Genomic DNA, 12,198 nt, shown 5'->3' with positions numbered 1-12,198 from the left:
AGGAATTCAAAGTGGGCTTACCGCTGAGTGACAACTTCGTCGAGGTTGAGGATCGTATTGCAAACGATCGCCCAAGCTGCGAGCTCGGCTGGTGTTTCGTCTTCGCCAACCAGCTTGGTGGCAGCTTCCGGATTTTTCTGGAAGTAGGTCAAGCTATCGAAGTAAAGCGATTCCAGTTCTTTCTGCTGCACTTCGTTCTCGGGATTCAACAACGTCAGCGAAACCAGGTAGGTCACTTTGGATGTAGGATCGGAACCTCCTTCATCCATGGTCCGCTTCGCCAGTGCTACCGCAGCTTCCACGTACTGTGGATCGTTTAGTAGCAACAACGCCTGAAGCGGTGTATTCGTTCGTTCACGACGAACCGTGCAAGACTCACGATTCGGGGCGTCGAAGGTGCTCATTTGCGGCGCTAATGCGGTTCGTTTAATAAACGTGTATAGCGTTCGTCGATGAACTTTCTCGTGCCCTTCGTCAGCTTTGAACTGCACCGTGTTGCTGCCGGAGTATCCGACCGCTTTCCACAGACCATCTGGCTGTGGTGGCTTCACCGATGGGCCGCCGATTTTGTCGACCAGCAATCCACTCATGGCCAACGCCTGATCGCGAAGTGCTTCGGCATCCAAACGGAAGCGGGGGCCACGAGCAAGCAAACGATTCTCGGGGTCCTTACTTACCAGTTCAGGCGTCAACTGCGACGACTGCTGGAACGCGGAAGTCATCACCATCCGCTTCATCAACTTCTTGATATCCCAACCACTTTCGCGGAACTCGATCGCCAAATTATCCAGCAGTTTGGGATGGCTCGGAACACTGCCCTGCGAACCGAAGTCCTCGGAGGTCTTTACCAGGCCGACTCCGAAGACGTGCTGCCAATATCGATTCACGGCAACACGAGCCGTCAGCGGATGACTCGTGTCGAGCAACCACATGGCAAGTCCGAGTCGATCCTTTGGCATTTCTTCCGTCATCGGCGGCAGAAAGCCAGGGACGTCCCGAGTAACTTCCTCGCCAATTTGATCGTATTCGCCACGTTCCAAGATATGAGCGGCGACCGGCTTAGCAGCTTCTTTGTAGACAAGCGTAGTGGGCGAAGTCTTACGAATCTCGGCCTGGCGGTCGGTCATCGATTTCAATTCACCGCGAAGCTTATCGAATGTTTCCTGCGTGTCTTGGCAAACGTATTCGAGGAAGTAATTGCGAAGCTTGCCGTTTTCTTCTTCGGTTCGTTTGTCCGCATCCTTTTTCAAGATCGCGGTGACAGGCTTGTTTTCGGGATCTAGAGATGCTGGCGACTTCGTGGCGAATTCTGTCCAAGCAGCGAGCGACTTGAACTCTGGCTTTTTGCCATACTTCGTCACGTAGCCGGCGTTATCCCAGTAGACCGTACCGTCCCACTGCGTGAATGCCCAACCGTTAATCTTGGCCCCTTCTTTCAAGCCAATCTGTTCGATCGGTACTTCAAGGCGAACCCACTTCCCAGTCTCAGGCAAGTCACCGATACGATGCTTCGTTTTGCCGTTGTTGCCATACGGAATACGGTCTTCACCCCAGTAGGCCCGTTGATCCCAATCGCCGTCATTCCACTGGAACATCACTTCCTTGGGAGGGTTTTCAGGGTCGAGATAAACGTAACCGAAAAGCGTATCCCCTTTGTAAACGGTGATCGGTTGATCGGTACCGATAAAGTAGACCTGCTGATTCCCTTCGGCGGTACGCTTGGCGGATTTTTCACCGCTGAAGACTGGCTCCGGCTTCGTGACCCAGCCATAGTTACCACTGACGGTCGCTTTACCTGGGATTTCGTCGTCGAGCCAGATGATTTCTTCTGGCTCAATTTCGGGATTATCGACCTCTACTCCTGGATCTTCATACTCGACTTTGGCGAGAGTTGACTTAATTTCCTCGCGTTTTTCAGCCAGTTTTGTGTCGAGTTCTGCAAGCTCCTGGACAGCTTCCTTCGAGTAAACCATGGGAGCATGATCTTTGACATTCCCATCCATCGGGTTGCCATCGATGCTGTTGAAAAACGCGTACATCGCGTAGAAGTCTTTTTGCTTCAGCGGGTCGTACTTATGGTCGTGACAGCGGGTGCAGTCCATGGTCAGTCCCATGAAGACTGTCCCTGTCGTGACAACGCGATCGTTCACGTTTCGCATCTTCACTTCGGCTTTAATCGAACCGCCTTCATTCGTCGTGACATTACAGCGATTAAACCCTGAAGCGACTTGCTGCCCCCAAGATGGATTCGGCAACAAATCGCCCGCCAGTTGTTCCGTAAGAAAGACATCGTACGGCTTGTTGTCGTTCAACGATTGAATCACCCAATCGCGATACATCCACATTTCGCGGAAGTTATCCAAGTGCAAGCCATGCGTGTCAGCGTAACGAGCGGCATCGAGCCAATGCCGAGCCATGTGCTCGCCATATTGCGGCGAAGCCAGTAAGCGATCGACCAATTTCTCGTACGCTTCCGGCGAATCGTCTTTCAAATAAGCATCGACCTCTTCCGGTGTCGGCGGAAGACCAGTGAGCGTGAACGTAACGCGGCGAATCAAGGAAAGCTTGTCGGCTGGTTTGCTGGGAGTCAGCCCTTCCTTTTTGAGACGGCTGGCCAGAAATCGATCGATCTCGGTTTGGTTCCATTCAGGGAAGTCGGTTTCTGGCACATCTGATTTTTCAGGAACGACAAACGACCAATGCGATTGAAACTTGGCTCCTCGCTCGATCCACAGCTTGATCTTGGCGATCTCATCCGGGTTCAAACTCTTGTTCGAGTCTGGTGGAGGCATCTGCATCGACGCGTCCTTCGTGAGGATTCGAGCCAGCATTTCGCTTTCGTCTGGCTTGCCTGGCACGATGGGGATCATGCCGGAATCAGCTTCCCCCAGAACGCTTTCGGCCAAATCGAACCGAACGCCCCCCTCGCGATGATTCTCATCAGGACCATGGCACGAGTAGCACCGATCCGACAGCAGCGGGCGAATATCTTGGTTGAAATCAATCTCAGCGGACTCTTCCGCGAAAGCAATCTGAGGAATTACCATCAACGCGGAACAAACCGCGAAGTAACGCATCGATCGCACGATGCTACAAAACCGTAGCGAAGTCATGAGAACATCCCAAGGAAGGGGAGGTTGGCAAGGTGGCGGGAAAGCGAGATCGCAGCCAACACGTCGAGTGCCGACTGGCATACCGAGCAAGCAATGCCCGATTTGCAAATCACTCTACACTTATCTTACACCATCGATCAAGAGTTTGAAGAAATGATTTCTTAGAAACTACAGCGAAGACGTACTGTATCAGTGAAGTGCCTAGATAAATGCCTGGAAAACCGGGGATTTATTCGCTCGAGGCTTCTTCGGCGAGTCGAATTGGTTGAATCGAGATATCTTGGGACCCCAACCCAACTTGCGAATCGCCCTCGACCCAAACCCTCACATGGCATGGGCCATGGCAATCCTCGGGAATCTCCAGCGAAGCCGAGAACTCGCTCTCGATACCTTCCAAGTCGATTACCTGCCAAAGCCGATCGTTGGCCGATTGATAGACATCGGTGTACTGCGAAAGCAGATCGTGCCGTGGATCGTACGTCGATCGCTTCTGCAGCGGGACAACACAGCCATCGCGACGGCAAACCAGTTCAATGTGCACTTTGCCCGGAACGGATGTCTTGCCGACAACTTCGATCGTACCACCAGGTTCTGCCGATTTAGGAAGCGTAAGCTCTACCGGTGATGCATGCGGCAATCGCAGTAGCGGATCTCCGAGCAAGTTGAATAATGCCAAATGCTCGGCGCGTTCCTCATTCAACAACTCTGGTTTCGGACTGATCAAGCTGGCCATCGTGTCGAGCATCTTACGGTTGCCAGTTTTGCCTTGGAGTCGAACCGACTCCCGCTTAGCTTGCAAAATCAAACCGCCGAGCGTGGGCTGTTTTTCTTGAAAATACTGCTGCAGCATTTCGGTCCCCATCACGCTCATTGCGTATGGCATCGTTACCCGGGAACCGGCGTAAACCGCGACAGGACCACCTTCAGCGCGATGCAGCTGTTCGCCGAGGCAATCGCGCGGAGCATCGAAAGCCCCGGTATAACACGAAAGAAATATGGCAATCGGATTGGACGTTTCATTCCTTAATGCAAGCGTATCTTTCGTAGAAAGAATCGGAAACGCGTCGTTTGGTACACGGACGTAATCGAGGTGTTCGACATGGCCATGCCCCATGTAGACCCAAAACAATCCCCCATCGTTAAGCTGACGAACCACTTCGTCGCGGAACTCCCGTGGATCAGGACAATAGATACTTTGCCAGCTTCCCTGGGCCACTACGGCATCGAAGTGCGGGGGAATTTCGTCAGTAAGAAACTTCTTCGTAACCGTTTCCATCATCGTATCAACGACTGAACCAAAGCCCCCAAGCCCAGCCACGAAATGCAAACGCCGCTGCCAATCTCCACTGGCAAGCTTGGTTTCATAGGCAATCGTTTTGGCAATGATCGCTTCGAGTTGCTCTTTGTTTTGAACCGAAAACCGCCCGACGGCAATATCCGGCACTTGATCGTCGTTTAAGTCGGCGTAGTAGTTGTCGGTCGGGATCTCAGGCTCGGAACCGAAGTGAACGTTGACGACCGCTTTCTGATAATGAACAGGAATACCGACGCCATCTGACTGGTCGCTAATTACGTCTCCCACAAGTAAGACCTGACTCAGCGGGCCCTTCTCCGACGCCTCGCGAATCGAGGCCCGGATTTTTTCCTTTGAAGATGTTTCGGTAACTACCCCAATTCGATGCCCTTGATTCATCCGGTATTCGAACCAGGGACGCATGGTTTCGACATAGCTTTCCGGACAAACGACCAGCGTATCGAAACCTTCCTCAGGAGCAGCTCCCGGCAAGGCCATCAGCAATGTCAAAACAAAAATGGACGACATTTCGGCGGGTACTAAGGTGGGAAAGAAGGAAAAAGGGCTGAAATCGGGCCAAACGTCAAAATTGCCCGACATTGGGGAGTGTATCGGTTTGCCCCGCGAGAATGAAGTCGAATTCCCCCAGAATGGCGCCACACCGCATTGGTGCCTCGTTGACCATCTCCCCCGCTTCGCGCTACACTAGTTGGGTTCGTCCGGATTTAATTGCTATCACTGGAGAAGGTTTGTGGCTGGTTCGTGTGTTATTGGTTTGCAGTGGGGTGACGAGGCCAAAGGGAAACTCGTCGATCTTTTGACCCAGCAACACGATATCGTCGCCCGATTTTTGGGCGGTGCGAATGCCGGCCATACGGTGGTGGACGGAGAAAACGTCTACAAGTTGCACCATATTCCCAGCGGTATCTTGCGCAGCGATGTATTGAACGTCATCACCGCCGGCGTGGTCATCAACCCGCCAATCCTACTAGGCGAGATGGACGGGCTGACCGATCGCGGCGTGACGATCGACAACATGAAATTGAGCGATCGTTCGCATATCATCTTCCCTTGGCACATTGCCGAAGACCGCGCGATGAACCAGGGAACCGCCGACGGCGAGAATATCGGCACGACCCTCCGCGGCATCGGCCCTTGCTATCGCGACAAAGTTGGCCGCAGCTACGCAATTCGCCTTGGCGATATGATGCGACCGAACTTCAAAGACAAAGTCTTTATGATCTGCGAAAAGAAGAATCGCACGATCGCCAGCATGTATGAAGACGGCCAATTCGAGCCACTCGATCCCGCGAAAATCTACGAAGAATTCGCCGGTTATGCCGAACGCCTTCGTCCGTTTGTGTGCGATTCGACCGACGTGCTGCTGAACGCTGTCGACGATCAAAAGACGATCCTGTTCGAAGGTGCCCAAGGCGCCTTACTCGACGTCGACCATGGTACCTATCCGTTTGTGACCAGCAGCAACAGTTCTGGCGTGGGTGCATCGGCAGGGGCCGGCGTTCCTGCGAAGCACATCGATCAAGTGATCGGCGTGGCAAAAGCTTACAGTACTCGCGTCGGTGGGGGTCCCTTCCCCACGGAACTTCATGACGAAATCGGCGAGAAGATCCGCAAACGAGGCAACGAGTTTGGTACCACCACCGGCCGGCCTCGCCGAACCGGTTGGTTCGACGCTGTTGCTGTTCGTTACACGGCTCGAATCAGCGGTATCGATGTCCTTTCGTTGATGATGCTGGACGTTCTTTCGACGTTTGACGAACTCAAAGTTTGTGTGGCCTACGAACTGGACGGCGAGCAAATTACGCGATTCCCTTCACATGTCGACGATCTTCGCAACGTGAAGCCTGTTTACGAAACGCTGCCAGGCTGGAAGGAAGAAATCACCGAAGCACGTTCGCTGGACGATCTGCCTGAAAACGCTCTGGCCTACGTCCGCCGCATCGAACAGCTCGTTGGATTTCCTGTTGGCGTCGTTTCCGTTGGTCCCGATCGCAAGCAAACGATCTTCACCAAAGACGTTCTGAAGTTGGCTGCCACCTAAAACGTTCGGCCAAACCCGCGTTGAAATGCAAGCGGAAGACGAGTCATAATAGGGTCTCGAGCATACGAGACCCCGATTCTGTCCCTAACGGCCCCTACGAGCGACGTGTCCAAAACGGCAACGACAGCGCGACATCCTATCGAAGACCTTCCCCAGGAGCGTTTTCCCAAGCACATCGCCGTCATCATGGATGGCAACGGACGCTGGGCGCAACGCCAGGGACTTCCACGGATTGAAGGGCACCGTCGTGGTGTGCATTCGGTCCGGGCCACCGTAGAAGAATGTGCCCGACTGAAGATCAGCCAGTTGACGCTGTACTGTCTTTCTAGTGAAAACTGGAAACGTCCTCAGCACGAGCTCGACTTCCTGATGCACCTGCTCGAGCAGTACATGATCGAAGAACGCTCGACGATCATGAAACAGAACGTCCGCGTGAAGATCATTGGCCGTCGTGATGGAATTCCCGATCAGGTCCAGCGCGAGATGGACAAGACCATCGAGCTAAGCTCAAAAAATACCGGCACGACGCTCTGCCTGGCTATCAACTACGGCGGACGCGCCGAGATGGTCGACGCGGTTCGATGCATTGCCCAAAGCGTAAAGAACGGCAGCCTGTCCGCCGACGATGTCACGGAAGAGACCATCGCCGATCATCTTTATACGCGGGGAATGCCTGATCCTGATTTGATGATTCGCACAGCCGGAGAAATGCGGATTAGCAACTTCCTGCTGTGGCAAATCAGTTACTCCGAACTTTGGGTAACCGACTTATGCTGGCCGGAGTTTCGCGAAGAAACGCTGCGTGATGCGATCGAAAACTTTGCGTCACGCGACCGCCGGTTTGGCGGACTTACCAATCAAGACTCCTCAGGAGGCGACACGTGCTCAAGTGGCGATTGATTGGATCGATTGCCATAATTCTGCCTCTCTGCGGACTTTCTTGGCTCGACTATGAATACAACTTTGGCAGACCCGGTTTGTGGCTGCTGCCACTCGTTCTTCTGCTAGGCGTTTTAGCTGCAGAAGAAATCCTGGATCTGCTTCGCGCCAAGCAGTTGCATCCCATTGGCTGGTCATGCCATCTCGGTTCTTTCCTTGTGCTTCTCGCGGCAAGCTTGCCGATTTGGTGGCCAGGCTCAACCATTCCGTCCTTAATCGAACAGGCGAAATGGATTCTGTATACGCTTGCGTTTGGGGCGGTGCTCGCGATCCTGGGAGAAATGCGCCGGTACGAAAAGCCAGGGCATTCGATGATCCATTTAGGATTGACGATCTTCGCGATTTATTACGTCGGTGGCCTGCTCAGCTTCATCATTCGTTTGAGGCTTGTCGGAGACGATACCGATGTGGCGAACGCACTCGGCATGTTTGCTCTGTTGTCGATGATTGTCGTCGTGAAGATCTCTGATATCGGTGCCTATTTTATTGGTTCGAACTTCGGACGTACGAAACTTGTCCCACGCCTATCGCCTGGCAAAACGCTGGAAGGTACCCTCGGCGGCCTCGCGGCTTCGTGTCTGGGTAGCTACGTCATGTTCGAGTGGGTGGGACCGTGGATGATCGGCGGCCCCGTCGGAGGCATCCCATTTGGCTGGCTCCTCTTTGCTTTGCTGGTTTCGCCGGCTGGCATGCTGGGCGATCTGGCAGAGTCGATGTTTAAGCGGGACATGGAGACGAAAGACTCCAGTAAATGGCTGATTGGCCTCGGCGGAGTTCTCGACGTTCTCGACTCGATGCTGCTCGGAGCTCCGGTCGCACTTCTGTGCTGGGAACTCGGTATTGTCGGTCCTAGTCGTTAAGTTATGCAAAATGCGTAGAATCCACCGGCTGCCTGCCAATTAACGACAAATAGTTAACTCTTTACCCTATAACACGTTACAATTCGCCTGAAGACATTGATCATTCCCAGGCGAGAAACATTGTCTATATTTTGACGTAGGAATCCTTCTTCCCAGGATAAGGCAATAGGTATTGCCCAATCGATGTACGAAGCGACGATCAAATTTTTGGACCACGCATCGGTCCTTCAACTTTTCGGCAGCCGTGATCAGCACCTTAGGCGTATCCGTGATTCGCTGAACGTAACGATTACGCATCGCGACGAGCGCGTCAGCATTTCTGGCGAAGAACGCAACGTCGTCAAAGCCATGAAAGTGGTTGAAGACCTGCGTCATCGCTTGGAACGCAATGGTGCGTTGTTGAAGGAAGATCTGGACGAGGCTTTGGCCGAAATCAACGGCGGGCCCATTCCTCGCAAAACCATTCCGATCTCCACTTTTCAGAAGGGTGGAGCGGTCAAGCCCCGCACCCCTGGCCAGGCCACCTACGTTGAAGCAATTCGCAATCACAACATGGTGTTCGCGCTCGGTCCTGCGGGGACCGGTAAAACCTATCTGGCCGTTGCCATGGCGGTCGAAGCGTTACTAGAAAACCGGATCGGTAAGATCGTGCTCGTACGACCGGCCGTTGAAGCTGGCGAACAGCTCGGCTTCCTGCCAGGCACGCTGTATGAAAAGATCAATCCATATTTGCGGCCCATGCTCGATTCGCTCACGGAAATGATGGAGCCGAATCTGATTACCCAGTACATGGCGACCGATGTTATCGAAGTGGTCCCGTTGGCGTTCATGCGTGGTCGTACGTTAAAGAATGCATTCATAATTCTGGACGAAGCCCAGAATACGACCAGCGCTCAGATGAAAATGTTCCTCACGCGAATGGGTAAAGATTCGCGGATGGTCATCAGCGGTGACATCACCCAGAACGATTTGCCACCTCGCGTGCGAAGTGGTTTGACAGATGCCCTGTATCGCCTTCGCAATATCGAAGGAATCGCTCGCGTCGAGTTAAGCAACGCAGATATCCAGCGTCACCCGCTGGTCCAAAAGATCGTGGATGCCTACGAAACGGACTCGGACAACGAGCCCGCAAGCGAAGGCAACTAAATCATGGCTCAGCCAGGCAAGACGAAAAAACGTGCCAAACACGTTGCAACACTAGAGCTTCCCCCGGGAACGTTCCGCAGGTTTATCTCGGAGCTATCGCATCCCGACAAGCTTCTTTATCTCGCATGCGCGCTTTTCGCGGCGGTCGCCCTTTGGCTCGTAACGGGAGCCTGGAACCCGGCGATGCAATATCGACCTGGGTTTGTTCCTCCAGCAGAGATCCATCCTCGCGTTCAGTTTTCGGTGCTCGATCCACTAGCGACCGCCAAAGCAGAACGAGATGCCGAGAACGAAGCCAAGTCGGTTTACCAAAACGATCCTTCACGACTCGATCAGCTTCGCGCCAAGCTGCAGTCGATCATTGTTCAATTGACGACTGCCAAGCAGTTCGACGCAGAAGTCGAACGACTCTGGAACGAGTTCTTTCCCATTGCAGACGACGAAGTAGCTCCGCTCAGCCCGATGGAAAGGGAGGAGCAATTCCAGAAGCTTAAATCGCTGTTCGCTCGCGAAGGCATGCTAAATGCTTTTGAACAACGTATAGAGGCCGCCCTCAAGCCGTACGCGTCGCGCGGGATCATGTCGCCGGAGCAGCTAGAAGAAAAGCAGGGGCAAGCCGCCAGCATTATCGTTGTAACGCCAGGGCCGAATGCCAACCAGCAAATCATTTCCCAAAACGATGTCCTCAAAGCCCAAGTCCTCGAGAAGATTCGTAAGAGCCTTCAATTGGAGCTCGAAGAATTGGCCAAAGGGGAGAACATCAAATTCCTTGTCGAGGCCGTTGACTATTGGGTCGAAAAAAACCTGCCTGGCACGCTGACGATTGATAAAGTCGCCACTTCGAAAGAACGTGAAAAAGCGGTGGCTGCCGTCGATCCGGTTATGCATATCTATTCAACCAAAGACGCGGTCGTACTCCCAGGCAAGCCGCTGGATGGACCTGCGATCGACCTACTGCACGCAGAACACCGCGCCTATATTGATCAGCGAAACTTCTTCTCCAAGACGATCTATTCGCTTGCGATCCTTGGCATGTATTACGCCTTGGGGGCCCTTTGTGCCATTTATCTGGTGTTCAAATGCCCCACGATCTTGCGAGATCTCAACGAGTACCTACTTTTCCTGATTCCTGTCTGCTCGGCGATTGCACTCGGGTATTGGTTTGACGATCGTTGGCAGGCAGAATTGATTCCGGCGATGCTCTTAGCGATGACAATTTCCATTGTGTATCGCCAGGAGTTTGCCCTTTTAGTCACCGCATGCGTTAGCTTGGCGATCGTGCTTACCAGCGGAACCGGGCTAATTGCATTCGTAACAATCACTGCCACTTGCAGTGCCGCAACGCTATCGATGAATCGAATTCGTAGCCGCAACAAGCTGATCTATGTCGGCATGTGGGCCGGTGTCGTGGCGTTTACAACGAAGTATGGTGTGAGCATTGTTTCCGGTCAGCCGGCAACGATGGCTCTTCTTCAAGCGGCCGCATGGCAAGGGGTCTACGCGTTAGGCTCTGGTTTTCTGATGACCGGCTTGCTGCCATTTGTGGAGAAGGCTTATGGAATCCTGACCGATATCAGCCTTTTGGAACTAGGCGATGCGGCTCATCCGTTGTTACAGAAGCTCGCTCAACGTGCTCCCGGAACTTACAACCACTCCATTACGGTTGCTTCGATCGCAGAGTCTGCCGCCGATGCGATCGGCGCGAACGGTCTCTTGGTCCGCGTCGGGGCGTACTTTCATGACATTGGCAAAATGATGAAGCCAGAGTACTTCATCGAGAATCAAAACGCTTCGGACAATCGTCACGAAGGCTTGAACCCCGCCATCAGCACGCTCGTCATCATTGCTCACGTGAAAGATGGTGCCGACCTTGCACGCCAAAACCGGCTTCCGCGAGCCATCATCGATTTCATTGAGCAGCATCACGGGACGACGCTTGTCGAGTATTTTTACCGCGTCGCGAGTGCCAAAGTCGAATCGAATCCCGACGAACGCGAGGTCGATGAAACGATCTATCGCTATCCAGGGCCCAAGCCGCAAACCAAAGAAGCTGCGGTTCTAATGATTTGTGACGCGGTTGAAAGTGCTTGCCGCACTTTGGTGGAACCAACTTCCGCTAGAATTGAAGCTCTTGTCGAAGAGCTTTCCATGAAACGTCTGCTGGACGGTCAATTTGATGAGTGCGGCCTGACGCTTCGCGAACTGCGTCAGATCCAATCGAGCGTGACGAAAAGCCTGACCGCGGTCTATCATGGCCGCGTGAAGTATCCAAGTTCGCAGCCTGCGTAAAGCGAGACTGATGTCCTCCGAATACGAAATCAATTTATCCAATCGCCAAAACCAGTTTTCGGTACCGATGGAACTGTTCGAGCAAGCAGTCCAAGAGGTTTTCTCTGGCGAAGGTTTTCCACGCGGCGAAGTTGGCATTGCCGTCGTCGACAATACCGAAATTCACGAGTTCAACAATCGGTTCCTGCAGCACGACTACCCGACCGACGTCATTACCTTTCCGATGGATGATGACGATGGGTTTCTTTCTGGCGAGATCATGATCAGCGCCGAGTATGCCGCGGAAGAAGCTCAGCAGCATGGCTGGACCGCCGAGCATGAAATGACGTTATACGTCGTTCATGGCTGCTTGCATTTGACCGGCTACGATGATCATTCCGACGAAGATCGTGCCGAGATGCGTCGGTTGGAAAAGCATTACCTGGCCAAGTTGGGCATCGAGTATGCCGCTCAAGCTTCCGAAACAAGTTCCCCTAATTCAGGAGCGACCTAGGT

The 12,198-nt window shown here is 53.3% G+C and carries 9 protein-coding genes; 7 read left to right on the top strand and 2 right to left on the bottom strand.

Annotation, left to right across the window (positions count from 1 at the left end; all coding sequences use genetic code 11):
• Window positions 1-17 precede the first annotated feature (17 nt).
• The gene (locus tag LA756_RS24865) at window positions 18-3,113 is read right to left on the bottom strand and encodes a PSD1 and planctomycete cytochrome C domain-containing protein (protein WP_224437420.1); all 3,096 of its coding nucleotides are present in this window, start codon (window positions 3,111-3,113) and stop codon (window positions 18-20) included.
• A gap of 24 nt (window positions 3,114-3,137) precedes the next feature.
• Between LA756_RS24865 and LA756_RS24860 the strand changes: the two genes are divergently transcribed.
• Complete coding sequence (locus tag LA756_RS24860) at window positions 3,138-3,278, top strand: hypothetical protein (protein ID WP_224437419.1); 141 nt, start codon at window positions 3,138-3,140, stop codon at window positions 3,276-3,278.
• A gap of 64 nt (window positions 3,279-3,342) precedes the next feature.
• On the opposite strand, the gene LA756_RS24855 is transcribed toward LA756_RS24860, so the two are convergent.
• Window positions 3,343-4,935, bottom strand: coding sequence for a C25 family cysteine peptidase (locus LA756_RS24855; protein ID WP_224437418.1), 1,593 nt, complete (start codon window positions 4,933-4,935; stop codon window positions 3,343-3,345).
• Between the two features lie 223 nt (window positions 4,936-5,158).
• Between LA756_RS24855 and LA756_RS24850 the strand changes: the two genes are divergently transcribed.
• The 6 genes from LA756_RS24850 to ybeY all read left to right on the top strand — a co-directional run bounded on the left by LA756_RS24850 (window position 5,159) and on the right by ybeY (window position 12,196).
• Window positions 5,159-6,469: an adenylosuccinate synthase gene (locus LA756_RS24850; protein ID WP_224437417.1), complete on the top strand. Its 1,311-nt coding sequence runs from the start codon at window positions 5,159-5,161 to the stop codon at window positions 6,467-6,469.
• Between the two features lie 186 nt (window positions 6,470-6,655).
• Window positions 6,656-7,369: an isoprenyl transferase gene (locus LA756_RS24845; RefSeq protein ID WP_315858366.1), complete on the top strand. Its 714-nt coding sequence runs from the start codon at window positions 6,656-6,658 to the stop codon at window positions 7,367-7,369.
• On the top strand, window positions 7,351-8,268 hold the full coding sequence (locus LA756_RS24840) for a phosphatidate cytidylyltransferase (protein ID WP_224437415.1): 918 nt from the start codon (window positions 7,351-7,353) through the stop codon (window positions 8,266-8,268). The genes LA756_RS24845 and LA756_RS24840 overlap by 19 nt, the downstream gene beginning before the upstream one ends.
• A gap of 183 nt (window positions 8,269-8,451) precedes the next feature.
• Entirely contained in the window at window positions 8,452-9,414 is a 963-nt protein-coding gene (locus LA756_RS24835; protein WP_224437414.1) for a PhoH family protein, read from the top strand.
• A gap of 183 nt (window positions 9,415-9,597) precedes the next feature.
• Complete coding sequence (locus LA756_RS24830) at window positions 9,598-11,703, top strand: HD family phosphohydrolase (RefSeq protein WP_224437413.1); 2,106 nt, start codon at window positions 9,598-9,600, stop codon at window positions 11,701-11,703.
• Window positions 11,704-11,713: 10 nt separating this feature from the next.
• Window positions 11,714-12,196 (top strand): rRNA maturation RNase YbeY, encoded by a 483-nt coding sequence (ybeY, locus tag LA756_RS24825; RefSeq protein ID WP_224437412.1) that lies wholly within the window; start codon window positions 11,714-11,716, stop codon window positions 12,194-12,196.
• Window positions 12,197-12,198: the final 2 nt, after the last annotated feature.

The sequence above is a fragment of the Bremerella sp. TYQ1 genome, assembly GCF_020150455.1.
Taxonomy (GTDB): Bacteria; Planctomycetota; Planctomycetia; order Pirellulales; family Pirellulaceae; genus Bremerella; species Bremerella volcania_A.
The sequence above is the reverse complement of the archived record's forward strand: the minus strand, read 5'-3'. Positions and strand labels throughout refer to the sequence as shown.

Bases quoted from the DNA above. Each gene is read 5' to 3' on its own strand.
- LA756_RS24865 (WP_224437420.1), bottom strand. From the start codon at position 3,113: ATGACTTCGCTACGGTTTTGTAGCATCGTGCGATCGATGCGTTACTTC.
- LA756_RS24855 (WP_224437418.1), bottom strand. From the start codon at position 4,935: ATGTCGTCCATTTTTGTTTTGACATTGCTGATGGCCTTGCCGGGAGCT.
- LA756_RS24845 (WP_315858366.1), top strand. From the start codon at position 6,656: ATGGATGGCAACGGACGCTGGGCGCAACGCCAGGGACTTCCACGGATT.
- LA756_RS24835 (WP_224437414.1), top strand. From the start codon at position 8,452: ATGTACGAAGCGACGATCAAATTTTTGGACCACGCATCGGTCCTTCAA.
- LA756_RS24830 (WP_224437413.1), top strand. From the start codon at position 9,598: ATGCAATATCGACCTGGGTTTGTTCCTCCAGCAGAGATCCATCCTCGC.
- ybeY (WP_224437412.1), top strand. From the start codon at position 11,714: ATGTCCTCCGAATACGAAATCAATTTATCCAATCGCCAAAACCAGTTT.